Annotated in this window: 22 protein-coding genes and 3 tRNA genes; 12 read left to right on the forward strand and 13 right to left on the reverse strand. The window is 47.9% G+C overall.

The window, feature by feature from the left end:
- The first annotated feature begins 250 nt into the window (after positions 1–250).
- The 5 genes from LIZ87_RS15675 (at position 251) to LIZ87_RS15695 (ending at position 3,047) form a co-directional block, all read left to right on the forward strand.
- Positions 251–1,114, forward strand: a complete 864-nt coding sequence (locus tag LIZ87_RS15675; RefSeq protein WP_178315820.1) for a YitT family protein — start codon at positions 251–253, stop codon at positions 1,112–1,114.
- A gap of 195 nt (positions 1,115–1,309) precedes the next feature.
- Positions 1,310–2,695, forward strand: a complete 1,386-nt coding sequence (gene rpoN, locus LIZ87_RS15680; RefSeq protein ID WP_227148320.1) for an RNA polymerase factor sigma-54 — start codon at positions 1,310–1,312, stop codon at positions 2,693–2,695.
- A gap of 104 nt (positions 2,696–2,799) precedes the next feature.
- Positions 2,800–2,872 (forward strand) — tRNA-Phe (locus LIZ87_RS15685).
- A gap of 23 nt (positions 2,873–2,895) precedes the next feature.
- Positions 2,896–2,966 (forward strand) — tRNA-Gly (locus tag LIZ87_RS15690).
- 9 nt (positions 2,967–2,975) lie between these two features.
- Positions 2,976–3,047 (forward strand) — tRNA-Gly (locus LIZ87_RS15695).
- 82 nt (positions 3,048–3,129) lie between these two features.
- Here LIZ87_RS15695 and LIZ87_RS15700 read toward each other — a convergent pair.
- From LIZ87_RS15700 to LIZ87_RS15730, 7 genes are all read right to left on the reverse strand, one after another.
- A complete protein-coding gene (locus LIZ87_RS15700; protein WP_178315816.1) occupies positions 3,130–3,519 on the reverse strand; it encodes a site-specific integrase in 390 nt (129 codons plus the stop codon).
- 163 nt (positions 3,520–3,682) lie between these two features.
- Complete coding sequence (locus tag LIZ87_RS15705; protein WP_227148322.1) at positions 3,683–4,054, reverse strand: prenylated flavin chaperone LpdD; 372 nt, start codon at positions 4,052–4,054, stop codon at positions 3,683–3,685.
- Between the two features lie 2 nt (positions 4,055–4,056).
- Positions 4,057–4,629: a UbiX family flavin prenyltransferase gene (locus LIZ87_RS15710; protein ID WP_227148324.1), complete on the reverse strand. Its 573-nt coding sequence runs from the start codon at positions 4,627–4,629 to the stop codon at positions 4,057–4,059.
- The gene (locus tag LIZ87_RS15715) at positions 4,626–6,104 is read right to left on the reverse strand and encodes a UbiD family decarboxylase (RefSeq protein WP_227148326.1); all 1,479 of its coding nucleotides are present in this window, start codon (positions 6,102–6,104) and stop codon (positions 4,626–4,628) included. Before LIZ87_RS15715 ends, LIZ87_RS15710 begins: the two co-directional genes overlap by 4 nt.
- Positions 6,105–6,204: 100 nt before the next feature.
- On the reverse strand, positions 6,205–7,662 hold the full coding sequence (locus tag LIZ87_RS15720) for an FAD-dependent oxidoreductase (protein WP_227148328.1): 1,458 nt from the start codon (positions 7,660–7,662) through the stop codon (positions 6,205–6,207).
- A gap of 37 nt (positions 7,663–7,699) precedes the next feature.
- Entirely contained in the window at positions 7,700–9,592 is a 1,893-nt protein-coding gene (locus LIZ87_RS15725) for a TRAP transporter permease (protein ID WP_227148330.1), read from the reverse strand.
- A gap of 26 nt (positions 9,593–9,618) precedes the next feature.
- Entirely contained in the window at positions 9,619–10,731 is a 1,113-nt protein-coding gene (locus LIZ87_RS15730; protein WP_227148332.1) for a TAXI family TRAP transporter solute-binding subunit, read from the reverse strand.
- 394 nt (positions 10,732–11,125) lie between these two features.
- Between LIZ87_RS15730 and LIZ87_RS15735 the strand changes: the two genes are divergently transcribed.
- Both LIZ87_RS15735 and LIZ87_RS15740 read left to right on the forward strand, forming a co-directional pair.
- On the forward strand, positions 11,126–12,850 hold the full coding sequence (locus LIZ87_RS15735; protein ID WP_227148334.1) for a UGSC family (seleno)protein: 1,725 nt from the start codon (positions 11,126–11,128) through the stop codon (positions 12,848–12,850).
- A 5-nt stretch (positions 12,851–12,855) separates the two neighbouring features.
- Positions 12,856–14,322, forward strand: a complete 1,467-nt coding sequence (locus LIZ87_RS15740) for an FAD-dependent oxidoreductase (protein ID WP_227148336.1) — start codon at positions 12,856–12,858, stop codon at positions 14,320–14,322.
- 63 nt (positions 14,323–14,385) lie between these two features.
- On the opposite strand, the gene LIZ87_RS15745 is transcribed toward LIZ87_RS15740, so the two are convergent.
- A complete protein-coding gene (locus tag LIZ87_RS15745) occupies positions 14,386–15,276 on the reverse strand; it encodes a LysR family transcriptional regulator (protein ID WP_227148338.1) in 891 nt (296 codons plus the stop codon).
- Between the two features lie 302 nt (positions 15,277–15,578).
- Here LIZ87_RS15745 and LIZ87_RS15750 point away from each other — a divergent pair, with 302 nt between their 5' ends.
- Positions 15,579–16,448: a LysR family transcriptional regulator gene (locus LIZ87_RS15750; protein WP_227148360.1), complete on the forward strand. Its 870-nt coding sequence runs from the start codon at positions 15,579–15,581 to the stop codon at positions 16,446–16,448.
- A 7-nt stretch (positions 16,449–16,455) separates the two neighbouring features.
- Here the strand turns inward: LIZ87_RS15750 and LIZ87_RS15755 are convergent, their stop codons facing one another.
- From LIZ87_RS15755 to LIZ87_RS15770, 4 genes are all read right to left on the reverse strand, one after another.
- Entirely contained in the window at positions 16,456–17,178 is a 723-nt protein-coding gene (locus tag LIZ87_RS15755) for an N-acetylmuramoyl-L-alanine amidase (protein WP_178316411.1), read from the reverse strand.
- Between the two features lie 81 nt (positions 17,179–17,259).
- Positions 17,260–18,729: a metallophosphoesterase gene (locus LIZ87_RS15760; protein WP_227148340.1), complete on the reverse strand. Its 1,470-nt coding sequence runs from the start codon at positions 18,727–18,729 to the stop codon at positions 17,260–17,262.
- 23 nt (positions 18,730–18,752) lie between these two features.
- On the reverse strand, positions 18,753–20,438 hold the full coding sequence (locus LIZ87_RS15765) for a glycosyl hydrolase family 18 protein (RefSeq protein ID WP_227148342.1): 1,686 nt from the start codon (positions 20,436–20,438) through the stop codon (positions 18,753–18,755).
- Between the two features lie 144 nt (positions 20,439–20,582).
- Entirely contained in the window at positions 20,583–21,326 is a 744-nt protein-coding gene (locus LIZ87_RS15770) for an adaptor protein MecA (protein WP_227148344.1), read from the reverse strand.
- 343 nt (positions 21,327–21,669) lie between these two features.
- Between LIZ87_RS15770 and LIZ87_RS15775 the strand changes: the two genes are divergently transcribed.
- The 3 genes from LIZ87_RS15775 to LIZ87_RS15785 all read left to right on the forward strand — a co-directional run bounded on the left by LIZ87_RS15775 (position 21,670) and on the right by LIZ87_RS15785 (position 23,993).
- Positions 21,670–23,052 (forward strand): serine/threonine protein kinase, encoded by a 1,383-nt coding sequence (locus tag LIZ87_RS15775; RefSeq protein WP_227148362.1) that lies wholly within the window; start codon positions 21,670–21,672, stop codon positions 23,050–23,052.
- A 2-nt stretch (positions 23,053–23,054) separates the two neighbouring features.
- Positions 23,055–23,633 carry a hypothetical protein gene (locus tag LIZ87_RS15780; RefSeq protein WP_227148346.1) on the forward strand — a complete coding sequence of 193 codons (579 nt, stop codon included), beginning with the start codon at positions 23,055–23,057 and terminating at the stop codon, positions 23,631–23,633.
- A gap of 87 nt (positions 23,634–23,720) precedes the next feature.
- Positions 23,721–23,993: a hypothetical protein gene (locus LIZ87_RS15785; RefSeq protein ID WP_178316407.1), complete on the forward strand. Its 273-nt coding sequence runs from the start codon at positions 23,721–23,723 to the stop codon at positions 23,991–23,993.
- 200 nt (positions 23,994–24,193) lie between these two features.
- Here LIZ87_RS15785 and LIZ87_RS15790 read toward each other — a convergent pair whose 3' ends face one another.
- Complete coding sequence (locus LIZ87_RS15790; protein ID WP_178316406.1) at positions 24,194–24,394, reverse strand: DUF1858 domain-containing protein; 201 nt, start codon at positions 24,392–24,394, stop codon at positions 24,194–24,196.
- A 432-nt stretch (positions 24,395–24,826) separates the two neighbouring features.
- On the opposite strand from LIZ87_RS15790, the gene pflB reads away from it, so the two are divergent.
- Positions 24,827–26,935: a formate C-acetyltransferase gene (gene pflB, locus LIZ87_RS15795; protein ID WP_178316405.1), complete on the forward strand. Its 2,109-nt coding sequence runs from the start codon at positions 24,827–24,829 to the stop codon at positions 26,933–26,935.
- The last annotated feature ends 38 nt before the right edge of the window (positions 26,936–26,973 follow it).

The raw sequence follows: 26,973 nt of genomic DNA on the forward strand, positions 1-26,973 counted from the left end.
TCCGGCCTAGCCGGGCAAGAAGATCCCCCGCCTGTTACTATTTTTTTCTATATGATTATAAAACATATATTTTGTGGGAACAAGGTATATTTTTCTGCCACAGCTTTTTCCTTGTAGCAGTTTCAGTAAAAAAGGTGATTGCACTTGTGGCTGATTTTGCTTATGATGAGAATATACAAAATTAACAATTCTATAACAGTGACAAAGGGGTCACAAAGGGGGTAAACCTTCCTGGCGGAAGGCAGGGATTATGAGAGAAATCAAGAACCCGTTTTGGCGGATTGCCGCCGAATACGGCATCATAACAATTAGCATCTGGATCATGGTAATCGGGATTTACTTTTTTAAATTTCCCAATCATTTTGCATTTGGAGGGATCACAGGTTTTTCCACTGTTGTCAGTGAGATCACCCATTGGTCTGCCAGTGATTTTACCTCCATTGTGAATACGTTACTGCTTGTTCTGGGATTTCTGTTCCTGGGCAGGGACTTCGGGCTTCGGACAGTGTATGCCACTATGGTGATGTCCATCAGCCTCTCTCTTCTGGAGCGTCTCTGTCCCTTAAGCCGGCCGCTGACAACTGAGCCTTTATTGGAGCTTATGTTTGCCATTTTCCTCCCTGCTGTCGGAACAGCGATCCTGTTCAATATCGGCGCATCCAGCGGCGGAACGGATATCATCGCCATGATCCTGAAGAAGCACACCAGCCTGAATATCGGAACCGTGCTGATGCTGGTGGATGTGGCCGCAGTGGCCTCCTCCTTCTTTATTTTTGGACCTGAGACAGGACTTTTCTCCACCATCGGTCTTGCCGCAAAATCTCTGGTGATCGACAATGTGATCGAGAGCATTAATCTGTGCAAATGCTTTAATATCATCTGCGATGACCCGGATCCGATCTGCGATTACATTATCAATACACTGCACCGCAGCGCCACGATCTACCGCGCCCAGGGTGCATTCAGCCACCATGACAAGACCGTCATCATGACTACCATGAAGCGGAGCCAGGCACTGAAGCTGCGCAATTACATACGCGGTGTGGAGCCAACTGCATTTATGCTGATCTCCAACTCCAGTGAGATCATCGGAAAGGGCTTCCTGACAAATTAAAACCAATCTGATCTTACTTGCGTCCGGCCGTATTATCACAGCAGATATCACGGCCGGATATTTTTATGAAAAGGGCGTCTGCGAAAGGTTTTGGGGTGCTTGGACCCGGTTTACAGCTATTGTCTCATGCCGTCTCCTGTGCTATAATTGTATCAGTGCAGATACAAAGGATACCAAAGAAAGAGGGAACTCATTATGGATTTAAAATTGCAGATGAAACAGTCACAGGTACTGTCACAGCGCATGATACAGTCTGCCGAAATATTGCAAATGACCTCTCAGGAGCTTAATACATATATCAGTGAATTGGCCCTGGAAAATCCGGTGATCGACATGGTAGAGCCCGCCTCCGGCAGTGAACAGCAGGAATCCATCGAACAGCAGCAGTGGCTCAATTCCTTCAGGGAGGAGACCTATTACCTCTACCAGCGCCAGAACAATGACGATGATTATGACTTTAAAAACAGCTGGAATATTGACACGGACACCGGTGAAACTCTCCAGGACTATCTGTGGTCCCAGCTCATCACAGAGGCCTTTTCCGAGCAGGAGGCCGGAATACTCAAATATATGCTGGAATGTCTTGACAGCAAGGGCTATCTCAGCGAATCCACTGCGGATATCGCTGCCTCCACAGGCGCCGAGGAAAGCCTTATCCTGGACCTGCTTGAGGATCTGCAGAATCTGGATCCGGCAGGTGTCTGTGCCCGCAATCTGGAGGAGTGCTTAAAGCTGCAGCTTGCCCGCCGCGAAATGCTGACGCCAAAGCTGGAGGCGATCATTGACAGCTGCCTTGAACTGGTAGCCAAAAATCAGATACCGGCCATTGCAAGGAAGCTGCGCTTATCCCCTGCGGAGGCCGCAGGCTACTGCCAGATCATCAAATCCCTAAATCCCAAACCCGGCGTATCCTTCAGCAGCAGGGACCAGCTCCGCTACATCATTCCCGATGTCACCATTGTGAAATTTAAGGAGCATTTCGATATCCTGTTAAATGAATCCATGTATCCTGGTATTGAGGTGAACAGCTATTACCGCCAGATGAATCAGAATCCCGATTCCCCGGAATTAAAGGACTATCTTGACACAAAGATACGCCAGGCAGAATGGATCAAGCAGTGCATCTCCCAGAGGAGCAAGACAATGATGGAGGTATCAAAGGCCATTTTGGAGCGGCAGGAGGCCTTCTTTGCCTATGGTCCCAGCCATCTGGTTCCCCTCCGCCTGGTTGATATTGCCGACATGCTGGGCGTCCACGAGTCCACCGTCAGCCGTGCTGTCAGCAAGAAATATTTACAGTGCTCCTGGGGCGTATATCCCATGAACTTTTTCTTTTCCAGAGAGGTTGCCTCCAGAAAGAGCTCCTCCGGCTCCTCCGACACCCGGTCCATGACATCTGCCCATGTAAAGGAGGCTCTAAAGGCTATTATTAAGGAGGAGGACAAAAAAAAGCCCTTCAGCGACCGCATGCTCAGCGAAAAGCTGGCGGAAAAGGGCATATCCATTTCCCGCCGCACAGTTGCAAAATACAGGGAGGAGGAGGGCATCTCCGATGCCAGCGGCCGGAAGGAATACGTATAATTGAAAAAACAAAAAATTTTCGAAAAACATATTGACATTTTCCTGAAAACCAGGTAAAATATGACCGTTGTCGTTGATGAGGAAGTTTCTTCTTCAAGACAGATGCCCAGATAGCTCAGTTGGTAGAGCAGAGGACTGAAAATCCTCGTGTCGTTGGTTCGATTCCGACTTTGGGCACTGCCGGAAATACCCGGTGAAACGCAGGTGTAGTTCAATGGTAGAACACTAGCCTTCCAAGCTAGATACGTGGGTTCGATTCCCATCACCTGCTTTGTAATATGCGCGAGTGGCTCAGGGGTGGAGCACCACCTTGCCAAGGTGGGGGCCGCGGGTTCGAATCCCGTCTCGCGCTCTCGTTGAATAGTGGAGAACCTTGATTTTATCAGGGTTCTCCGCTTTTTCATTTTGTACTTTTGTACTACAGTGTACTACAACTAAATTGCTTGTGCTTTCAGCTTATAAGTTTGTTCATCAGAATTTGAATTAAACAAGTAAGTCAATGTAGTAGACAAATGTTTATGTCCTAAATCCTGACGAATTGCATCAAGAGGTACTCCAGCAGCATCCAATCTACTAGCATAGGTCTTACGGAGTTTATGACTGCTCTTTGTAGGTGCTCCGATTCTCTCTGCATATTTCTCAAGTACATAATTGACTTGCCTTTCCCTGAGTCGTTCTCCATCTCTAGTAAAGATGTAACCCTTTCGATCTGGCAGTTTCCTCAACACTTCCTCTTTAATCTGTCTCAGAAGATGATCCTGTGGAATCATAGAATCTATATCCAGAATTACCATCTGGATTTGTTCGTTCTGTTTTCCCATCATAAAAATGACCTCCCACAATTGATATAATAATTATACCATACAGGAGGTCATTTTTCTTTAGTTTGTCAACAGGTCCTTTTCTTCACACACTCCCTTTTTTGCAGCCTGTTCACTGCGCGTCTTCATTTTGGAATGAAAACTTGCCAAATGCAGACGGTATTTCCTACCTGTTATTCATATACATAATGATATCTTTACACAAATTCCTTGATAATTCCAGTACCAGCTCTTTCTTCTCCACAGAAAACTCGTTAAAATGTATCCCGCACACAGCTACAACATTTCTCTGAACTTCCGCGCTTATCTGTTTTGCGAAGTATTCTGCAACCATGCCGTCTCTGTGTCCCGGAATATTAAACACGGAAGCCGTAGATTTACCTGATACCGTACATTCCATTCCCTGGTGCGGAATCCCTATGGCTGCTGCACCAATATGAGGCCTGTCGCCTCCGGTGACTGCGATCAGCCAGTCTTCACCTAACAGCTGCACTACCGCCTCCAGCTCCACATTATCCCTTCTTGCTAAAAAGATCATTCCTACTCACATCCGTTTCCATTCCACCGATGGTAACACTCATTCTTTATTCCCAGCATATCCAGCATTTTTCCGACTACCTGCTGTTCCATATCCTCAATGGTATGTGGACTGTGGTAGTATGTCATCACCGGCGGGAGGATCACAGCTCCCATCTCCGTCAATGTAAGCATATTCCGCAGGTGAATAGCACTTATAGGAGTCTCCCTGACTACAAGGATCAACTTTCTCCGTTCCTTCAGCATCACATCTGCCGCCCGGAGAAGAAGATTGTCCGAATAGCCGCAGGCGATCCCCGCCAGAGTTTTCATGCTGCATGGCACAACGATCATTCCATCGGATCGGAAGCTTCCGCTGGCTATGGATGCACCAATGCGGTCCCGCTCATGGTATACATCCGCCAGCGCCCGAATCTCCTCTAATGACAGCCTGGTTTCCTCCCTGGCTGTCAGCTCTGCACCTCTTGTCATCACAAGATGAGTCTCTGCCTCATTTACTGTCCGAAGTACAGTGAGAAGGCGGATAGCCAGCGGGATTCCTGATGCCCCGCTAATCCCAACCACTATCTTTTTCATTCTTTTCTCTCCTGGACCCATTTATTGGGATCCACTTCCATAAAGGGCGCTCTCTTAAAGCGGTCTTTTAGTGCAAAGGGGACAGTACAGTCAAAGATGGTTTTACAGGATATGCCCTTTTCCCAAATACTTTCCGAATAATCCGGACTACTGGACGGATCCAGAGGATGACACCGTACTCCAGGAATGGTTATAATGTCCTTATCTCCCTGAAATCTGGTATTCATAGCCCACAAAACATCATTTGTATCAAAAATATCCACATCCTCATCAACCAGGATAATATGCTTCAGCTCCGGAAAGGCGGAAAACGCCAGCAGCGCCGCCTGCCTCTGCCTTCCTTCATCCGTATGATCCCTCTTTCTAAACTGTAGAACCGCCATGTACTTTCCCCCACCTGAACGATGAGCATAAATACCTGTAAGGCGTCCCGGCATTGCCTTTTCAATCATTCCATATATGCTGGCCTCTGTTGGAAGCCCAGCCATATTAACATGCTCCTCTGATGGCCCTATACATGTCTGCATGATCGGATGTTTTCGCATCGTCACAGCTTTTACCTCTATCTGCCGGCACTCACTGCTGGCCGGTCCGTTATATCCCGGAAACTCCGGCATGGCATATCCGGTATGGCTGTACTGGTCTTCCGAGATCATTACTCCTGGTGTGATCACTCCTTCGATCACATACTCTGCATTGGCAATGGCATTTTCCTTAATGGACACGCAGGGAACTAGTTTCACAGCTTCCCCTCTTAAGGCCCCGGCAATGGATAGCTCATTAAAGCCAAGGGGAGTCGTAGGCGGTTCAAAGCAAGACAGGATCTCGATTGCCGGATCCACACCGATTGAAATAGAGATCGGCAAGGGCTGGTTCAATTCAGAAGCCCTGTCTGCCATGGCCCCAATATGTCTTGATCCCGGCATCAAAAAGATGGACATTTTATCTTTTCCCTGTAAACAGATCCGATGGATTGTCACATCGCTGACGCCTGTATCCGGATGGGTCGCATAACACATTCCCATTGTAATAAATGGTCCTGCGTCAATAGGTGTATTCGTGGGAGCAGGAACCAGCTTACGCAGGTCAAATCCTGGTTCCTCCACCCGGTATACCATCTCCTGGCACTCTGCCGGCCCCTGTACCACTACGGGGGGGATCGGATTGTTTACACACTCATAGATCCTTTTAGGCAACTCTAACTCCGTACAGTCAAAAAAGGCTGCAACCCTTTTCCTGCTGGCTAAAAGGCCGATCAGAACCCTCGCTCCCGGCATACCTTCGATCCGATGAAACATCATCGCAGGCCCATCAACTGTTGTAGGCCTTTTTACTGTTCCTCCCGCTCCCACATAACGGTATACACCTGCCAGCTCTGCCTCTGCCCTGACAGGGACAGCTGTTTCTATCAGCTGTCCCGGCATGCCTTCCAGCAGCTTTAAGGCGGATCTTAAATCTCTTACTCCATTTCCCATTCTCTTCTCCTTACTTAAAATGAAGATATCTGTATATTCAAAAGCGGCAGCCTAAGTGAATTCTTCCCTTATAACTGCCGCTTTTTTTAACTCTTACTTGTTACTTTACCGGACACTCAAACAGAACTGCTCCCTGATCCAGCAAAAGCTTCTGAAGTTCTTTTACATCTTTTTCCAATTCTCTCGGTGTAATACCCTTTTTTATGCAGAGTCCGGCTGCAGTACCTGCTGCCTGTCCTGTCACCATGGTCTGATGCAGGTATCTCAGATATGCCGGGCGGTCTGTGGAGACACACTTTCCTGCAGCAAGGAGATTATCCACCGTTTTTGGAACCAGGCAGCGGTAAGGAATATCATAAGAACCTCCATCCTTTGGCCATGACATCCTCGGATCATCCTGGTTTACATTTAAGGTATTCACATTGGAAACATGATATCCTCCTGCCTTAAATGAGCTCTTCCCAATGGTATCCTCAAACTGCCTGCATTCTGCAACATCTTCTCTGGTAAGAATATAATCGCCTACGATCCTGGGGCCTTCTCTTAAACGAAGCTCCGTGCATACCTTTGTGATATAAGCATGCTCAAATCCGGGCACATAGTTCTTAAAGAAACGCCACGCGATCAGATTTTGCTTGCGGCATTCGATCATGCATCGCGTCAAATCCCAGGCATCTGTAGGAAGAGAGTGATCCCACTGGGAGGAATGCTGGAAATGGGCCTGAATATGACCGTCCTCTCTCGGTACGATGAAGAAGCCAACACCAGAATATGGATGCCAGTCCCCATTCTTCATAGCCATATCGCGAAGCTCGTAGAATCCCATTACTTCTCCCAGCTCCCTGATATCATGACACTTGCTATACACCTGCATAACCGCTTCATGAGTATTATCCGTATATGGATTCATCAGTTGTTTGTACTGGAACTGATCCGGATGTTCCCGCACATAGGTAAGAAGCCTGTCCCAATCCACACCATCTGCCGTAAATGCAAGGGTGTGCGGCTGTATCTCATCGCGGCTTACACAGTCCATCTCACAGCCTGCGTGGGCTGCCACATATCCTTCTCCTGTACAATCAATGATAATAGAACCTTTCAGTTCATTTCTTCCATTGGCATTTTCCACCACGATTCCTGTTGCAGTATTTCCATCCTTTGTCACGCCTACTACCAATGTATCCAGAAGGAGCTCTACGCCCTCCTCCTCCATCATCTCAAACATCAGGATCGTCCACCACTCCGGATCAATATAGGAAAATGTAAATCCCGCTTTTTCGCGGTATGGATATCTGAGATGGGGCAGTGCATGCCCTGCCTTCAGAAGCCTCTGATAGGTCTCTTCCACAATACCGCCCACATCTCTCTTTCCCTGTGGATTAAACAGCCTGGCATAGGCAAATCCTGGCGGTCCGGACAGGTTCATCTGTCCTCCTAAGGTACCGGTCCTTTCTACTAATAATGTCTTAGCACCTGTTCTGGCGGAAGCAATAGCTGCCGCGACTCCCGATGTACCTCCTCCGCAGACAATTACATCATACTGTGTATCATATGCCATAACGAAATTCCTCCTGTCATTTTTTTTAATAATCCTTTCATTTACCCTCTTTAACGATCTCTTTATTTCCGAAATTTTTAGCAAAAGATGCCTTTATATCTGGAAGCAGCAGTACGATCAGCAGCGCTGCTCCCACCAGATTGATGATAATATTTGTAGGCCAGAGAATGACTGCCGCAAACACTACCATTAAAATCCGTCTTAACATGGATACGGGATACTGCCAGTAACCGGACAACGCAATACAGATTGCAAAAATAGCTGCAAGGCAAAGCACAAAGGATATGATAATGTTTGGAACTGTTCCAATCATGATCAGCTCCGGGGTGAAGCAGAATGCAAACGGAACAATATAGGCTGCGATCGCCAGCCTAAAAGCTGTTGTTCCGACTTTCGTCGGATTCGCTCCTGCCAGGGGCGCTGCTGCGAAGCAGGACACCGCCACAGGTGGAGTGATATTGGAAATTACAGAGAAATAAAATACAAATAAATGGGCTGCCATAGCAGGTATACCAAACTGGATCAGAGATGGAGCAACCAGGATAGCAACCAGTGAGTACGCTGCTACCGACGGCATTCCCATTCCCAGGATCAGGGATGCAACTGCCGCGCAGACAAGCAGGAGCAGTACATGGTTCGCACCCAGCTGTGTAAGAGCAAGGCTCAAGCTGAATGCCAGCCCAGTTGCGTTAATACAGCCCACAACGATTCCTGCCATAGCCATTACGATACCGATACCTACCATCATATCGCCTGTTTCCCGGAGTGTTTCTAATAACTGCTTAAAATACGTTTTCCTGTTTTCCTCTTTTGCCAGTACAAATGGCAGGGCTACCGCGCTTGCAATAATGGCAGATAAGGCTGCAGGAAGCCCCAGATTAAACATGCATACTAACAGCACTGCAATAGGCGGAATAATAAACCAGCCATTTTCCCAAGCATACCGAGGAGTCGGAAGCTGATCCTTTGGAATCAGTTTTAATTTCAGTTTTCCGGCATCCATATGTACCTGCACAAACGTGGCAAAATAGAATAACACTGCCGGGATAAGCGCTGCCAATGCTACCTGTGAATAGGCAACACCAAGGGTTTCTGCGATAATAAACGCCGCAACGCCCATAACAGGCGGCATGATCTGACCGCCGGAGGAGGCCACCGCCTCTACGGCTCCTGCTGTTTCAGGAGGATAGCCTGCCTCTTTCATCATCGGGATCGTAACACTTCCTGTAAGCAGTACATTTGACATAGGCGCACCGGTAATGGTTCCTACCAGGCTGGAAGCGACTACTGCGGTCTTTGCACTTCCCCCTTGCGCTTTTCCGCAAAAGAGCAGGGCAAAATTAATGAATGCTTTTCCGCCTCCATAATTCAAAAGGACCTGCCCGAACACAATGAACGCAATGCCTACCGTACAGCCAAAGCTGAGCATATAAAGCAAGCTGTTTGGATCAATATAAATGTAACTGATCAATTTTCCTAACGTAAAGCTGCGGCAATGCAAGATTCCCGGAAGATAAGAGCCGAATTTTGCATAAAGTAGAAAAACGGAGCAGACGATCACAAGAGAATATCCCATGGATCTTCGCAGGCCTTCCAAAATCAGAAGGATGGCAATTCCTCCCCATATGGTTCTCCACATTGTAACTGTTCCCATGTTCATAGCGATCCACGGGTATTTCACCGTCAGATACAAGCCGGCCGGAATACATAAAACCGCTAAAATCAGATCGACCGCATTAAAATCTGCGTTCTTTCTCCATGGCGTGCTCAAAAATGTGCCTGACAGAATCATTGTCAGATAAATACCGAGATACTGCTCTGTATAGATAGAAATCTTTAAATATGCCGGCACATCAATTATGATCATGATCCCGGTCACCGCATATATGGGAAATAAAATCTTGCGTAATCTTTCAAACACTTCGTTCACGTCTGTACCTCCTTTCGCCAGGATTCCTACTTACCTAATAGAGCCTTCTGGCAGGCCTCTGCCTCTTCTGTCCATAAGCCAGCTTCCTTGTAGAATTTCACCGCACCGTCATGATATGGTACCCTAAAATCCTTCTGCACATAATTTTCCGGAATCCACTCTGCTCCCCATGCATGGACATCTGCCAGAGTTTCATAGTTTTCATAGATGGCCTTCATGATCGTATAGACATCATCCTCACTGATTTTTGCGGAAACGCCCATCTGAATAGGATAGGTTGTCAGAACCGTATCTTCTTTCAGAGTTCCCTTTACCTTACAAACCTTTGGCACCGCGCCGGGAACAAATTTATCAAGAGCCGCCTGGACTTCTTCCGGAACTCCATTCTCCAGATCTGCCGGGGTCAGATCGCCGATCGCCAATGTCTTGATGCCCACAGTCTCGTCCAGCTGAACAGATGAAGGAGTTGTCGTTGAGCCTGAAAAAATACAATCCACACGGTGCTCCTGAAGAGCTCTCTGTGCAGACGAGAGATCCGCAAGTGGCACTGCCACACAGTCATCAATGGTCATTCCTACTGTTGCCAGCGCTGCATCGATCAGATTTACAGTTAGCTTATTGCCTCCATACTCATATCCCACTTTCTTTCCCTTCAGATCTTCGATCTTATTGATCCCGGAATCTTCAAGAACCGTTAGTGTACAATGCTCTGACCAGTTTCCGCTGATCAGAAGCCTTGTATCTGATACTGACTCCGAATAATTTACCGTTCCTGTATAGGCCCAGTACATATCCATGGCTGAGATAACCTCTAACCCAACAGTTCCATCTGCAAACTCCGGCATCCAGGCATCCGGTCCTGCATAAGGCAGAATGGTTGCCTGAATAGGCGTGTTTTCAGTAATGATCTTCGCAATTCCAGTTCCCATAGCATAATAAGAAGTTCCTACTGCCTGGGTTGCAATATTGATGTCGCTAATTCCTGCAGCCGCTTCTGCCGCTTTTGTGCTCCCCGCCGCACTCTCTGCATTCTCTGCCTTTGATTCCGGTGCCGGTGCACTGCTCTTGCAGCCGCTTACCCCCATCAGAACACCAAGCATAATCGCTATAGCCGCCAGGTTCCTTTTACTCTTATACATAAATCTCCTCCTTTTACTTTTTTACCCCTTCCATTGTCCCAATACAGGAATCTTTTAAATCTGTTTACTGAAAACTTCTTCTCACATTCTTCTCGCTACACTTGTACTATACTAAGAATTGCCAATAAACTCTAATTCCTTTTTATATTTTATTCATGAAAAAATGGAATGACTATTCTATCTATTATATCAGGATTTTTGTGATTTTATTCAATTTTATGGTTTATATTTGCTTCGTTTTTGGTTATTTTCTCTCCCTCCTTCTGCTTTATTTATTATTCCAATTATTCATGAATTAATAACAATTATGAATTGTAAAGACGCGTCTGCCAGGCTATCATGAACTTACATTCAATAGCCCGCTACAAAAAAATTCAGCAAGGAGGAACATATCATGAGTAACCCGAATAATTTAGAAAGGCTTTTGGATCCACGCGGATATCAGGAACGTCCCATGCTAGAGCTTGCGAAACGTCCAAGTTTAGAGGATTTAAAAAAAGGAAAGATCCTCTTCTATAACAATACAAAACTTGGTTTTTGTAACTACTACACCGTATTCGACCGAATAAAGGAACATCTTCGCGAAATCGGATGCTGTGAAGATAATTGGGTAGAGTACACAGAAACTGTCCGCGGAAAGAATGCCGATGACCTTATGGAATATGCAAAAATGCTTGCCAAGGAAGAGCCCGTTGCAGCTATTGTTGCATTTGGAGATATGGGTACCTCTTCCTCAACTACCGTTCTGACCATTGCTCTGGAAAAAATCGGAATCCCGGCAGTATATATGACAGCGCCTCCAGGAACCGCTATTACAGAGGGCGTAGGCGTATACCGTGCCGGTGAGCTCTGCATGTGCTCCGTTGATATCATGCAGGCATCCACTGTGGAAGAGGTTGCAACTGAGGTAGATAAAAAGTGGGACTACATTCTAGGCGCGCTTACCAGCAATGGCGATGAGCTGAAAAAATTGGCCCATATTGATTTTAAGATCGATAAAGTTGCTCCTGCAAAGGACGGCCTCCTGCCCTTTATCCCTGAATTTGATCATGAAAAATCCACCGAACCGGGCGCTTATATGGAAGAGGTTATGGAATATTTCAACGCCGAGCATATCTGCGATGGTCTTCCCATTATTCCTCCTACCAGACGCCGTTATGAGGCAATGCTTGAATACTGTCCATGGCCAGAGGATATGAAATTAGTGGATCCTTCCGGTCCCTCTGGAAGAGAGATCACGGTGAGAGACGTTGCTATTGCTGCTGTTATGGCCGGGTGCAAGCCTCACGCTATGCCTATTCTGGTTGCCGCTTTTAAAGCCCTTAACAGCCCGTTATACAATTTCAACCAGTCCGTCACCACTTCCCATCCCGGCGGAAATCTTTGTATCGTCTCCGGCCCTATTGCCCAGGAGATCGGTATTTCCGGAAAACAGGGATGCCAAGGACCTGGCTGGCCTGAAAATGCAACCATTGGCCGCGCCATCAACCTGGTGATCATGAATGTATTAAGAAGCGTTCCCGGAGTATGTGACCTTGACTGTATCGCGTCTCAGGCAGAGTTTACCTTCTGTTTCGCAGAGGAGCCTTCCCTTGCACAGTGGAACATGATCAACGAAGACCGCTATGATTCAGAAACAACCACGGTTTACCTTCTGAAGGCAGAACCTATACATGACGTCATTGATTTTCTGAGCCTTAACGGCCACGACCTGCTGGATACACTGACTGACTGCTGCTCCACCCTTGGCTCCAACAATGCTTATATGCCCGGTCCCCTTGTTATGTGCCTTACCCCGGACCATGCCATGATGCTTAAGAAAGACGGCTACACAAAAGAAATGATCCAGGAACATATTCACCAGTATGTATACCATGACAATGCTATGGTAAACGGCCGCGGCTTAATGCCCGTACGTCCAAAGGAATGGGCAAACCGCCATCCTCTGCCTGTAACGCGTTCTCCTAAGGATGTTGAGGTTGTTACCATCGGAGGAAGGGGCGGACACGACGGCATCATCCTTCCGTGGGCTCTGCACAGCGAAGGCTGCGTTGAACCTTTGACACTTCCGGACGGATCTATTGCAAAGAGCATTAAAGATTTCAAGAAAGGAGAATAGACGATATGGGCAGTTATAGTACTCTGTACGATGTCATTGTCTGCGGAGGCGGAACCTCCGGAGTTGCGGCAGCCATCGCTTCTGCGCGAACAGGAGCGAAAACACTGTTAGTAGAACGGACCGGAACCTTAGGCGGACAGATGAGCCTGTCCGGCCCTCCTGGCTTTGCCTATGCGCGGTTGTTCAATCCACAGGGAAAACGTGATATTGGCGGTATTGTGGAAGAGACTTATCAGAGACTGTTCAAATCCGGCCACGCTCTTCCTCACCTGCGCTATAAGGTACGTGAAAAAGCTGGCTATACCTTTTCCTATGTAGATCCGGAGTGGTGGACCATTCTGATGTTTGAAATGATGGAAGAAGAAGGGGTAGATCTTCTTCTCGACACACTTGTAACAGGCGTGACAAAAGACAATGATACCGCAACCGGCATCGTAGTGGAAAATGCCAACGGAAGAAATGAGATCAGGGGAACCATTGTGATCGACTGTACCGGAGAAGGATATGTGGCAGCCCATGCAGGTTGTGAGATGGCCTGTGTAAGCCGTGAAATGATCCAACCGCACACACTGGCATTTACCGTAGACGGAGTAGACTGGGATAAGCTTCTCACCTACATCCGCGAACACCCGGATCAGTTCTCCTACCGCCAGCTTATTTTCCCATATCCGGATGCCAATACAAAAGAAGATGTAGAAAATATGTATGCAAAGTGCCATGACATCAAGGAGCTGGGCGAGCTGATGGGCTTCTATGAGCTCCGTGACGTAGCTCTGAAAAATGGGGACTGGCATCCATATTCAGGAGCAGGCTTTTTCCTGACGCCAAAAGAGGGAGGTCATATCCAGGCACACTTCCAGCATTCTTCTCAGGTCGACCATGCCCTTCCGACAGATGCCTGGGATCTGACGCGCTGTATGATCGAATGCCGCAAACAGAATCTGATCGCATGGCGTTTCTTTAAGAACTACGTGCCCGGATTCGAGCATGCTTACATCACCAAGGTTTGTACTGAGCTCCGTCTGAGGGAAGGTCCAAGAATCGTTGGCGATTATATTCTTACACGGGATGATGTGGAGGCCTGCAGACAGTTTGAAGACACCATAGGCAAGACTTCATTCAAGGCTGGCGCTTATCATGTTTCTTCTATGGATACATTAAATGCCTGTGTTACCTATAAAACAGACATCGCATTCCCAAAGGACGGCGGTTCCTATGATATTCCATACCGCTGCCTGGTTCCGAAAAAGATCGATAATTTCCTGGCTGCCGGAAAATGTGTTTCCACGGACCGTCCGGCCTACCTCCGTTATCTGCACCAAACCATGGTAACTGGTCAGGCAGCCGGCACTGCGGCAGGACTCTGTGTCAAGAAGGGAGTCTCTCCACGAGAATTAGAAAAAGACGTAAGCGAACTTCAGAAACTTTTACTGGATCAAGGCGCCATTTTATTTGAATGCCCTGAGAAATAACCATTTTAGCCTATTGGCTGCCGCAGGAATTTTGCGGCAGCCAGTTCGTTTTGCATGTTCCTTTTACTTAGAAAAGTAGACTCTTAGGAATTTTGATAGCATCATTCCTTTTTTGCTGGGCTTCTTCTTATTCAGAACAACACACAGGCTCAGTTTCATTCCATTCTCAACAGATGCTGTCTCTATCTCTGTTTCAAATAAATTGTCTGCGATTTTTTTCATGGATAAGGAAACCCACTGCTTAGCGATAATATAACGGTTCATAGCCTCCGAGGAGATCCCGGTCAAATGGACAACTGCCTGAGGATGGACGGTCTTGATCTCATTTGTAAAATATTTTGCAAAATCCGCGTCCTTATTATTTTGTATAAATATCTGGTCCCTCAGATCTTCCAGCCTGATTTTATCGCTTCTCATGATCGGATTATCTGCTGATCCCACCACTACCTCATCATCCTCCAGCAGAGGGATGATCATTAGATCCTCCGGCTCTTTTTCAAGAGGAAGCTTTAACAGCACGATTCCGAGATCCAACGTATAATCTGACAGCCCTTTGAACACCTCACGGGTAGTAGTTTCTATTACATCTGTCTGGTATGTGGAATGCTTCCTTTCAAAACGCAGGATCGCATCCATCACTTTATATGTATGAAGCACCGGAATACCTCCCAGCGTGATCTGGTGTTCCTTCTGGCTGCTTACATTTTCACAGATGTCCAGTATCCTGTTATAATTTTTTGTGATCTCAAGGGCATAGGGAAGAAGCTGCTCTCCGCTTCCGGAAAGTCTGGTTGTCCTTGAATTTCTGAGAAACAGCTTTACCTGTAATTCTTTCTCCAATGTCATAATTGATTTTGACAAGGATGACTGCGATATATATAGTTCCTCTGCCGCCGCAATAAATCCCCCATATTGCTGAATGGCTACAAAATATGTCAGTTGCTGCAAAGTCATAATGATTCCTTTCTCTTCTCATTCCTAAAAACTTTCACCGTTATCCTATTTCCTATTGTACCATGTCCTCCGGCCACAGTACCCTCCAGGGGATGCGCACGGTTTAGCCCGTGTTTTTCCTCCCGTTGGTCGGAACCAAACCAGCGCGGTATAATCTCTGACGAGATTATACCATAAAACAACCTTTCATATTTATGAATATTTGACATATTTTTATTATTGCAGTAGGATGGAATCAAGACCATATGACCCTGCATCTATTTTATAAAGGAGTTTTCATGACAATCCTTCAGCTTAAATGCATGCTCACCGTTGCCCAATTCATGAAAATTACTGAGGCCTCACGGCAGCTCGGCATTACACAATCCTTTGTTTCAAAACAGATACGCGCTCTGGAAAAGGAGCTGGGAGTTTCTTTATTTCACCGGACTACCCATTCTCTCTCCATTACACCGGAGTGTGTGGAAATTCTTCCTTACGCAGAAAAAATAATCAACGAATATGCCAAACTTGAGACAGCCAGCATCAACTGCCAAAAATCTCCTGAGCAAAAGCTTTTAACGATCTGTTCCATTCCTGTCCTTCCTCATTATGGTATCATCGACAAGATCGTCCAGTTTGGAGATAACAATCCCGATACTTTGATCCATATTTCAGAAGGCTCTGTTTCTGAAGCGCTGATCTCCGTGGATCATCAGGATGCAGATATCGGCATCATCCGAACGCAGAATCTAAAAGATAATGTATATGATATCTACCCTTTTTTGGAGGACAATTATGTAATCCTGGTGAATGAAAATCACCCACTGGCTTATTTAAAGGAAGCAACCATGGACCTTTTTATTCACGACAAATTCTTGCTGATGAATGACACATACTATATTCCCTTTTACAAAGATATCTTGCAGGAAATCAGTCCTTATCTGAACATTACATATACACGAATGCGGGTTACTACCATAAAAACATATATCCAGAAGAATCGGTATGTTACCATTCTGCCAAGCCGGATAGCCTGCTATCCCGATCTTGACGGCATGCGTGCGATCCCTATTAAAAATTGTCCATATTTTCATATGGTAATGGTAACAAAAAAGGGGACAGAAGTTCCATACAAATGCAGAGAATTTATAGACTATATTCTTGCAGAGTACAAAAACTACTCCCCTTAAGGTGGGTTCAGCTTCCGCTTTCTTCCGTATTCAAATACTCCATAATCCCCATATGTATCGTCCAGGCCAAACGATCCTGGTATGCCGGATCCTCCAGTCTGGCGGCTTCCTCCCCGTTGCTTAAAAAGCCGCACTCCACGATCACAATGGGGGTTTTTACATGGAGGAGGAGGTAGTAGCTGCCGTTGGCCTTTGCCAGGCGCTTGTTGTCCTCGCCCAGGACATAGTCAAACCGCTCCTGCAAAAGCTCTGCCAGATATTTTCCCTTCTCCGATGTCTTGTAGTAGAAAACCTGGCCGCCTGATACGTATTCCTCATGGTAGCTGTTCTGGTGGATGCTGACTGCCAGATCCGGCTTTGCCTCCTCTATGATCTCGCACCGCTTCCTCATATCCGCCATTTTCTTATGGCTGTCCCCGGAGGAGTACAGGCCTGCGTCGCTGTCCCTTGTCAGAATGACCTCCACATCTGAGGCCTCCAGATAGGCCTTCAGCTTACGCACGATCTCCAGATTGATATCCTTTTCCAGCTGGCCGCCGATCCCTACCTTTCCAGGGTCATTGCCTCCATGTCCGGCGTCCAGAACGATCCTGTACTTTGTCCTTTTTTCACTGGCCTGGCGGACATTCTGGCTTTGGACCACAGCCAGTGTCCCGGCCTGCCAGGAGATCAGAGCCACGATGCAGAGCAGAAGAATCCCCATCGCAGTCTGCCATGCTGATTGCCTCATTCCGGGTACTCCCTTACAGCCTTTGCTTTCAGTATATTCATCCTCCGGCTGAAAATACCCATTTTCTCCTGTCCTGGATCTCTATTCCCGGATCAGATGGTTATAATCCATAACCGCATCTTCCACTATATACTCCAGATATTGGTAAAGAATAATAGGATAGCAATATTCCTTCCACATGCCATACCCCGGCTCTTTTACCGCTTCCTCCACCACTTCATAGGCCTTGCCTGCGTAGCAGGCAGCATTGATATCCGCATAAACCTTTGACATCTGCTGCTTCTCCTCCTCTGTCAGCTTTACGAAAACGCTGCCGGTCTCCTCCTCCACAGAGTTTTTCATAGCGTCATATGCCTGGTTGTAAAAAATGCGGTTTAAAGTAGGCGGGCTGTAGGTATTGAAATTCAGCAGGTTTTCATCCTTACTGTGATGCTTTCTGGCCCATTTTTCCATATCCACCTGTCTGGTGTCATAATAAAAGGACTCATCCTCCATATATTCCAGCACACCGTACTGGCAGGGCGGTGTGGTGAGAGAGCTGGTGACGATCTCATATATGCCGATGTCCTTATTGCGCATAAAATGCTGCACATGGAGATGCCCGCTTAGAAACAACGGAATATTTTCCGCCTCCAGCATCTGTATCAGCTCCTCGCTGTGCTCAATGGTGCAGTCATCCACATAAACCTTGCTTTGCTCCAGCAGATTATGATGGGCCACCGGCAGCAGGATCACGCCGTCCTCCCTGGCCTTCTCAAGCTGCTCCCCAATCCACTCGTATGTCTCTGTCTGGATCATGCCGCCCACCTTATTTCCATACTTGTACTGACAGGTATCAAGCATGAGCAGGCGCATGGAGGGCCCCAGATCATAGGTATAACTGAGGGAATAGGTATCTCTGCTATCCGCCTCATTATAGCCAAATTCCGCGTATATCCGCTCAAAATCCCGTGCTGTAGTCAGCTCTGCCGGATAACGTTCTCCGCCTGAATACACAGAGGCGCTGGGATTATTGATGTCGTGGTTTCCAGGGATCACCACCACCGGAATACCTGCTTCCTCCACCTTCTCAAGCTTTTCTGCCAGTTCCTCATGACTCTTCTTCTCCCCCTGAAGGGTCAGATCTCCGCTGAGGATCAGCACATCCGGCGTCTGCAGCTTAATCTGCTCCAGGGCCGCATCTGTGATCTCCCACACATAGTTTGTGAGCTTTCCATCCCCATGATCCACCATGCTCTGGAAGCCCTCCCCCATATCGGTAAGGGAAGAGGACAGATAATGAATATCTGTCATCAGTATGATGCGTTTTCCGCCTTTCAGCCTCTCGGCCGCAACCTCTTTTTCATTGTCCGGAAATGGTTCGATCTCCTGGGGCTGCGGTGAGGTTGGCTTCACAGTCTCCTGTTCTGCCAGCTTCGTTCCCGCCTGGCTTCCCTGACTGCCGGCCTCCGGCCTCCTCTGTCCTTCTGTTCCCGTCTGTATACCGCAGCCTGCCGCACCCAGGCAGAGCGTGGCTGCCAGGATTCCTGCTGTCCATTTTATGCCTTTCATATTAAACACCTCAGATCTGTCTGTCACTTTATTTCAGAGATCACGTCCCATATCTTTGCAGGCTCAAAGCCTAGCTTCCAGCAGGCCACTCCTGCCAGATCATACTGCTTGATCAGATCAGCCTTTAAGCCCAGGGAACGCTCCTCCTCCATCCATATATACTGGCTTCCGCTGTCATTTACAGTTTCACCATAGTACTGGCCCAGTTCTCCCTTCCATTCCAGGGAAATGCCATTTTCCTCCACCCAGTTTTCCGCATCCGCAATGCCGTAGGCCTTTGAGGTGGTGGTCCCCCCATTTACTGTCCAAACTCTTGTGTAGAAGGGTACGCCGTTTATGACCTTCTCCTTTGGCACATCCTTCAGTGTATTTGCGATTCCGTCCTTCACATAGGAAATGGATGCAACGGAGCCTGCCTCTCCTCCCGCATAATGCTCGTCATAGCCCATAATGATCACATAGTCGGCCACGATCCCCTGCTCTCTCCTGTTATAGAAGGCAGTGTAGGCAGAAGGAACGTAATTGTCAACAGAAAGCACCAGTCCCTTTTTGCGGCAAGAAACAGACATTTCGCGGATAAACTGTACATAATGAGGCCCGGCCTCTGCCTTCAGGCTCTCGAAATCCAGATTGAAGCCGTCAAAGCCATAGGTATCTGCTTCTTCCATGAGGTTTTCGATCAGCTTTTTTCTCACAGAGGTAGATGACATAAGCTCCTTTGTATCCAGATTCTTTACGCTCTCCTCTGTGCTCACATTTTCCACCATGGCCCATACCTGAAGTCCCATCCCGTGGGCCTTGTCCACATAGTCCTTATCTGCCAGGGATACATAAGTACCGTCATTTGACACCACATTGAACCAGGTGGGAACGATCACATTCATTCCTACTGCATTCCCCGCATAGCTTTCCAGCGTGCTGTTGGCCTCCCTCCTTGTCACCTGATGAAAGCCCAGGCGTACCTTTCCCTCCATGGAAATACTGGTATAAACAGGGGCTTCAAAGCTGCTCACCGGCGTTTCCGTTTCCCGGCCCTCCAGCTTACGGTTCTCAATGTAGCCCATATAGCCGTCAGCGGTCCTGACCTTGGACCAATTCTCCATGGGATCCAGCACAGTCACCCTGTCCCCCTTCTCTGCCCCTGTGATGATCTGGCTCTTGACTCCGCCCTTTTCCCTGATCTGGCCCGCCCGCTTGATCACCGCGGTCTCATAAGGCTCCCATTTGGTGTCGATAAACACTCTCTTTATCTGGCTTGTGTCAAAGGACTCTGCCCGGATATCTGTGTAATTTTGTATGAGCCCCAGGGACAGATACATGCCGTCCTCCTTCACCTTAAAAAGGGAGGCACCATCCCCGCCAGCCGAGGACTCATCTGCATATAAAATGGACTCAGGGAGTGCATAGACCAACAGCTTTTCCCCTTCATCCCAGTAAAAACGCTGGTTCAGATAATCATTCACCCAATCAATAGGCAGATAGACCTGCCCATCCTCATAGAGCCCCTTTTCCTCCTGCAGCTCATGGTCCAGTATCAGGGCTACCTGGCTGCCCTTTATGCCAAAGATCCGGCTTTTATCTGCCATCTCATTATTCGGCTTGTATTTCACTGCATAGAGCCACCCCAGCACTCCTCCTGCTGCCATAAGAACCAGCAACAGCACAAGCACTGCAACCATGCATCCATGTCCCTTTCTCCTTCTGCTCATGCTATCCTCCAATTTATGTATAATTATTTTCATTTTATCATAAAACCCATTAATTGGGGGAATGAATTCTTTACAATTTACGTACAGCAAAAGCAGGAGCCCGGAAATCCTCTTCCCACGGCTCCTGCCCTGCTGCAATCCCTATTAAAATTTCAACAGATTCTGTAATGCCCTCTCCCGGATCATCACATCATAATGCTCTTTAAAATATGCCTCATTTGCATGCTCACCCGAAAGCTTCACAGCATACTCAGACAAAATATTGCAGGCTCTGGAAAAATCCAGATCGCTTGTGTCCCGGCGCTTGAGCACCAGATAATACTGGCGTGTGCCGGGCTTCTTATACAGGGTATTATCCCCATCCCACACGCCCTCCACTGCCCTGGCAGCCTCTCCTGCCCTGTCCAGATGGTCGAAGCGGAATATACGGCAGCTGTTTGCAGCAGCCTGCGGTTTCGGGGCCGTCTCCGGCACCTCTGCATCACTTGCCTGTCCGTCGCTCTTTATACCATTTGCATCCAGGTAATTCAAAGCATCCTGGGCTCCCTCTAAAAATTCATTGGCCAGCTGGGAAAGCAGGGAGCTCTGGTTTTCCTCTGTAAAGGGGGAGAATTTCGCAAAGCGGGTATCCAGCTCCTCCGGATCCTCGATCTTAGTGATCACCAGCATGATACTCTCGCTTGACAGCGGTATGGCCTCCACCATAAGAGGGATATCCTCGGCTTCAAAGCCAACCTCATTGGAGGCACGCTGTATCATCTCGCGAAACAGCTTTCTTGCCTTTTCCGTTCCATAGGCCAACTCTACCAGGTTAATATTGCGTGCGCTCAAATCAAAGCTTGTGAGGGTGCAGCGTATCTGATTATCACTTATCCGTTCTATCTTCATAGGATTCACTTCCTGTTCTGTATCAAAATGTGAGGTGCAGCCTTTCTACCTTTCATTTGCCAAGCATACCGGAAAGCCGCCATCGGCAGGTTCTCCGGCCGGCATCAAAAGATAGACTTCTACAATTTAAATATACTACATAACAGACCAAAATATCAATTGAAAGAAGAAAATTTTAAGAAAAATTTATGGAAAGGCCGCCATAAAAATTCGCGTAAAAATCTGGATGTTTTAACGACCATAGACATTTCCTGTTTTTGGGATTACAATTCTAGTCAGAGATGGTGATAAAGGATAGGAAGGAGGGAGAATAGAGGACAAGCTTTTATTCGGGAAATACCGGCTGCTCTCAAAAGCAGGCTCCGGCAGAACGGGAACCGTATGGCTGGCCGTCCACACAGGGCTGGAGGAATACAGGGCCATCAAATGCGTTCCCAAGGCGCAGGCAGACTATGAGACCTTCCGCAGGGAAGCTCTGATACTCAAGGAGCTGCGCCATCCAGGCATACCCTTTGTATATGACCTGGAGGAAGATAAGGATTATTTTTATTTAATCGAGGAATATCTGGAAGGATATTCTCTGTATGCTCTGATCACACGTCAGGGCACTCTCAAGGAAGCAGAGGCAGTCCAATATGGAATGCAGATCTGCTCTCTCGTGGAATACATGCACTCCGCATGTAAAACTCCCATATTACACTTAGATTTACAACCAAATAATCTGATAATACATAACGGCATTGTACGGCTGATCGATTTTGACCACGCAGCCGGCTGCGAAACTGTGGATATTGGTGGAAAACGTTATGGAACAGTGGGCTGTGCAGCTCCTGAACAATATGACTCTGACCGCGTATTAGATGTCAGGACTGACATTTATGCCATTGGTGCAGTCCTCCGGTTTATGCTGCAGGGAACCCAGACACCGGGAGCAGGCAGCTGCCCTTCCATATCAGAACCACTGGACCGGATTATCAGAAAATGTATGGAGCAGGACATGGAGGACCGTTTTGCATCTGCACGTGACGCAGCGGATGCACTGAGACGCCTTCCTGTCAGCAAAGAGGCCGCAGGCACCGCCATAGAGGCATCGCCATCTCTAAATGTAATTCTGGCAGGCAGCAGATCCGGAGCCGGAACTACCCATCTTGCCTTTGGCCTGTGCCGCTTTTTGACAAAAAAACATTATAAAACGCTCTATGAAGAGCACAACAGATCCATGGCTGTACGGACCATGTCTTCCCTTTACAGGGCACGCCCGGACTCTTACGGGATATACCACATAGAAGGCTGTTATATGAAGCCCTGGTACGGCCCGGCGGCAAAGCTTCCCAAACCGGAAGGCTTTTCCATTGTACTAAAGGATTTCGGTACACATTGGCGGGAGGCCGGCCAGTCCCTTCACACATCAAAAGGACTCCTGATGGCCGTGGTCTCAGAAAGCTCATGGGAAAGAGGGCAGACTGCCCGTATGCTGGAGGAGATCGGGCTGGGGAGAGCGGGGGACAGATCCCCTATATACGTAGTTTTGCGTCACGCAGATGAAAAATATAAGAAAAGAAAAGCTCTCCTGGGAGCTCTGGAAAAGCACCGGGAGATCATGCTTTTCCGTTCTCCCGAATACCCGGATCCCTTTAAAAAAAGCCTGCCGTCAGAGTCCTTTTTTAAGGCACTCTGGAACGCAGCAGGACAAAACAGCCTAAGGGAGGAAAAAGGAGGATTGTAGCTATGCGCGATTGCAGGGTGATCGGAGTGACCGGAGCGGGGAGAGGAACAGGTGCTACCCACCTGTCCATACTGTGTGCCAACTATTTAGCCAGCTGCATGCAGCGCAAAGTATCAGTCATCCAGTGGAACAGCCATGGGGATTTCCAGAAGGTGGAACATATGCTGGCAGGAAACAGCAGGCAGGACTCTGCCCTTGTGAAATACCCGCTTTTTGAAGCAGACTATTATAAGACAGGGGATCCCCGTCTGCTGGCTCAGTGTATGGAGGACGCCTATGATGACATCATTATCGACTTTGGTGAAATGAGAGACGCCATCCGTGGCGAGTGGCTCAGATGCAGCATACAGGTAATAACTGCATCCCTGTCAGAATGGAAGCTGGAGGCATTTTTGGAATTTCTCTCCGGAGAGAAGAAACTGGGCAAAGGGTGGATCTACGCAGCTGCCTTTGGCAGTGAGGACACAAGAAAAGAGATTGAAAAACAGTTTCGGATCTCTCTGAACCGGATTCCACTTTCAGTAGATGCCTTTTCAGTGGACCGCGGGATCATGGATTGGTTCAAGGGGATTTTGAATTGAAAAAGCAAAAGGCGGACGCGCTTACGGTATCATATGTCACATATTACCTCTACAGTCAAAAGCGTTCCGCCTGTTTTGGGAGGCTTTATGGCAAAAGCAAAAGAGAAATCCAACGAGAAAAGGGAGCAGAGACTTTACCTGAACGATTTAAAAAGATATAAAAGAAATGGTGTCCGTATCAAGGTCGATGGCAAAGAATGCCCTGAAGCGGAATGGTACCGCATATTCGAGATGGGGGAAGACGGCTTCTTTTACATGGGCGACTATGTTGGATCCGAAGATGGACATTTGGAGGAAATACGCTTCGATAAAGTGTATTATAGTGATCCACCTCCTAAAAAAGAAGAGGACGATACGTAAGAAGCGCTTTTTTGCTGCCCTCCAGGGATCAGGGTGTCCGGAGAAAAACGTACTATCTCAGCCTGTGCAGCCAAAGAGGCAGCCTTTTCCCTGCAGGACACAGCAGAACAGAGCGCATACATTCCTGTATATGTCTAATGCCGCAGCCAGATAACCAGATCTGTGCTGCGGCATTTTTCTGTGCCATCTTTTTCCTGTGATTATTTTGCTGCCAGAACTTCGTTAATCTGGGAAACAAGTGTATCACAATCAATGCCGTGAACCATGCAGGCCTCCTCCAGAGACTCGCCCTGGGATGCAGGACAGCCTAAGCAGTGCATGCCGGCTCTCATCAGCATGGAAGGAATCAGCTCATCCATCTGGATCAGCTCTCCGATGAGCATATTCTTGTTGATCGTCATGGCCGTATACCTCCTTCATATTTCCGCTGTAAGTATTCCCAATTGAAACGGACTACCGCGCTTCTACCATCATAATACCTTTTTTTACTTTTGGCAAGCCCTCCCTGCCTGAGTTTCCGCATTTTGCCGTGACTGCGTTACAGTTCAGGCCTCATGATATTGACAATTTTTTATCATTAACTCTGGTTATAGGTGCTTGTTAAAAAATATTATCAGTTTTTCCTATTGACGTGTATACAATGTGCATATATAATACGTGTTGCAAAAGCAACAGCGCAGCCCTCTCATTTGTAGTACACTATGGACGTACAAAATGACAGTATGGCTGCGTTACAATCGGTAAATACTATTTATGATCAAATTGGCTGGTGCTTTCAGACACCAGGGCCAAACGGCCAGCCCAATTCACACATTTCACAGGAGGACAAGTCAATGAGAACAGAATGGAACACATTTAATCCCGGTGTGTGGCAGCGTGAGATCAATGTCCGCGACTTCATCCAGAAGAACTACACCCCCTATGACGGAAATGACGAATTCCTTGAGGGACCAACGCAGAATACCCAGGACCTCTGGGCCCAGGTCATGGACCTTTCCGAGCAGGAACGTGCAAAGGGCGGCGTGCTGGATATGGATACAAAGATCATTTCCACCATCACCTCTCATGGTCCGGGCTATTTGAATAAAGAAAAGGAGACCATCGTTGGTTTTCAGACAGACAAGCCTTTTAAGCGCTCCCTGCAGCCATACGGCGGCATCCGCATGGCAGTAAAGGCCTGCCAGGACAACGGCTACGAGGTTGATCCTGAAATCGTTGAATTTTTTACAAAACATAGAAAGACACATAATGCAGGCGTATTCGACGCCTACACCCCTGAGATGAGAGCCTGCCGCTCCAGCCACATTATCACCGGACTTCCTGATGCCTATGGCCGCGGCCGTATCATCGGCGACTACCGCAGGGTGGCGCTGTACGGTGTCGATGCCCTGATCGCAGAGAAGAAGGAGGAAAAGGACTCCACACGTACCATCATGTACTCTGACGTTATCAGAGAGCGCGAGGAGCTTTCCGAGCAGATCCGTGCCCTGGAGGACTTAAAGGTTCTGGGTCAGATCTATGGCTATGACATTTCGAAGCCTGCTTCCGATGTAAAGGAGGCCATCCAATGGACCTACTTCGGCTATCTGGCAGCAGTTAAGGAGCAGAACGGCGCCGCGATGTCTCTGGGACGTACCTCCACCTTCCTTGACATTTACGCAGAGCGCGACCTGAAGGCCGGAAAATATACGGAAGCCCAGATCCAGGAGTTTGTCGACCACTTCATCATGAAGCTGCGCCTGATCAAATTTGCCAGAACACCGGAATATAACGAGCTTTTCTCCGGAGACCCTACCTGGGTAACAGAGTCCATCGGCGGCATCGGCATTGACGGACGCCACATGGTAACAAAGATGTCCTTCCGTTACCTTCACACCTTACAGAACCTGGGAACTGCTCCGGAGCCAAATATGACCGTTCTCTGGTCCACAAGGCTTCCTGAGAATTTCAAGAGGTTCTGTGCAAAGACCTCCATCGAGTCCTCCTCCATCCAGTATGAGAACGATGACCTGATGCGTGTGACCCACGGTGATGACTATGCCATTGCCTGCTGTGTATCCAGCATGCGCGTTGGCAAGGAAATGCAGTTCTTCGGCGCAAGAGCAAACCTGGCCAAGTGCCTGCTTTATGCCATCAACGGAGGCGTAGATGAGATCAGCGGCAAGCAGGTGGGACCAAAGTACCGCCCTGTTACCTCCGAGTATCTTGACTACGATGACGTCATGGACAAATACAAGGATATGATGAAATGGCTGGCAAAGGTTTATGTCAATGCCCTGAACATTATCCACTACAACCATGACCGCTACTGCTATGAACGCCTTCAGATGGCTCTTCATGACAAGAAGGTCACAAGATGGTTCGCCACCGGCATCGCAGGCCTGTCTGTTGTGGCAGACTCCCTTTCTGCTATTAAATATGCAAAGGTGAAGACTGTGCGCAATGAAAAGGGTATCGTAGTAGATTATATCGTGGAGGGAGATTTCCCAAAATATGGAAACAACGATGACCGCGTAGACCAGATTGCCGCTGACCTGGTGCATACCTTTATGAGCTATGTCAAGGGCAACCACACCTACAGAGGCGGCATTCCTACCACCTCCATCCTGACGATCACCTCCAATGTGGTATACGGCAAGAACACCGGCTCCACACCGGACGGACGTAAGGGCGGACAGCCTTTCGCACCTGGTGCTAACCCCATGCATCACAGAGACAGCCACGGTGCAGTTGCCTCCCTGGCATCAGTAGCAAAGCTCCCATTCCGCGATGCACAGGACGGTATCTCCAACACCTTCTCCATTATCCCAGGCGCTCTGGGCAAGGACGACCAGGTATTCATGGGAGATCTGGAGATCGAGCTGAATGGCTGCGGCGGAGCATGCGACGGCCCAACCTTATTCCAGGGCCTTGATGCAGAGGCAGATATTGAGGAGTCCTGATATCTCTGCCAGTATAGAAAGAACTGTTAACAAGACAC

This window comes from Lacrimispora sp. 210928-DFI.3.58, from assembly GCF_020554865.1.
In the GTDB taxonomy this organism is placed as follows: Bacteria; Bacillota; Clostridia; order Lachnospirales; family Lachnospiraceae; genus Enterocloster.

Excerpts from the sequence above, each read along its gene's own strand:
- LIZ87_RS15675 (WP_178315820.1), top strand. The coding sequence starts at position 251 with ATGAGAGAAATCAAGAACCCGTTTTGGCGGATTGCCGCCGAATACGGC.
- rpoN (WP_227148320.1), top strand. The coding sequence starts at position 1,310 with ATGGATTTAAAATTGCAGATGAAACAGTCACAGGTACTGTCACAGCGC.
- LIZ87_RS15700 (WP_178315816.1), bottom strand. The coding sequence starts at position 3,519 with ATGATGGGAAAACAGAACGAACAAATCCAGATGGTAATTCTGGATATA.
- LIZ87_RS15705 (WP_227148322.1), bottom strand. The coding sequence starts at position 4,054 with ATGATCTTTTTAGCAAGAAGGGATAATGTGGAGCTGGAGGCGGTAGTG.
- LIZ87_RS15710 (WP_227148324.1), bottom strand. The coding sequence starts at position 4,629 with ATGAAAAAGATAGTGGTTGGGATTAGCGGGGCATCAGGAATCCCGCTG.
- LIZ87_RS15715 (WP_227148326.1), bottom strand. The coding sequence starts at position 6,104 with ATGGGAAATGGAGTAAGAGATTTAAGATCCGCCTTAAAGCTGCTGGAA.
- LIZ87_RS15720 (WP_227148328.1), bottom strand. The coding sequence starts at position 7,662 with ATGGCATATGATACACAGTATGATGTAATTGTCTGCGGAGGAGGTACA.
- LIZ87_RS15730 (WP_227148332.1), bottom strand. The coding sequence starts at position 10,731 with ATGTATAAGAGTAAAAGGAACCTGGCGGCTATAGCGATTATGCTTGGT.
- LIZ87_RS15735 (WP_227148334.1), top strand. The coding sequence starts at position 11,126 with ATGAGTAACCCGAATAATTTAGAAAGGCTTTTGGATCCACGCGGATAT.
- LIZ87_RS15740 (WP_227148336.1), top strand. The coding sequence starts at position 12,856 with ATGGGCAGTTATAGTACTCTGTACGATGTCATTGTCTGCGGAGGCGGA.
- LIZ87_RS15745 (WP_227148338.1), bottom strand. The coding sequence starts at position 15,276 with ATGACTTTGCAGCAACTGACATATTTTGTAGCCATTCAGCAATATGGG.
- LIZ87_RS15750 (WP_227148360.1), top strand. The coding sequence starts at position 15,579 with ATGCTCACCGTTGCCCAATTCATGAAAATTACTGAGGCCTCACGGCAG.
- LIZ87_RS15755 (WP_178316411.1), bottom strand. The coding sequence starts at position 17,178 with ATGAGGCAATCAGCATGGCAGACTGCGATGGGGATTCTTCTGCTCTGC.
- LIZ87_RS15760 (WP_227148340.1), bottom strand. The coding sequence starts at position 18,729 with ATGAAAGGCATAAAATGGACAGCAGGAATCCTGGCAGCCACGCTCTGC.
- LIZ87_RS15765 (WP_227148342.1), bottom strand. The coding sequence starts at position 20,438 with ATGAGCAGAAGGAGAAAGGGACATGGATGCATGGTTGCAGTGCTTGTG.
- LIZ87_RS15770 (WP_227148344.1), bottom strand. The coding sequence starts at position 21,326 with ATGAAGATAGAACGGATAAGTGATAATCAGATACGCTGCACCCTCACA.
- LIZ87_RS15780 (WP_227148346.1), top strand. The coding sequence starts at position 23,055 with ATGCGCGATTGCAGGGTGATCGGAGTGACCGGAGCGGGGAGAGGAACA.
- LIZ87_RS15785 (WP_178316407.1), top strand. The coding sequence starts at position 23,721 with ATGGCAAAAGCAAAAGAGAAATCCAACGAGAAAAGGGAGCAGAGACTT.
- LIZ87_RS15790 (WP_178316406.1), bottom strand. The coding sequence starts at position 24,394 with ATGACGATCAACAAGAATATGCTCATCGGAGAGCTGATCCAGATGGAT.
- pflB (WP_178316405.1), top strand. The coding sequence starts at position 24,827 with ATGAGAACAGAATGGAACACATTTAATCCCGGTGTGTGGCAGCGTGAG.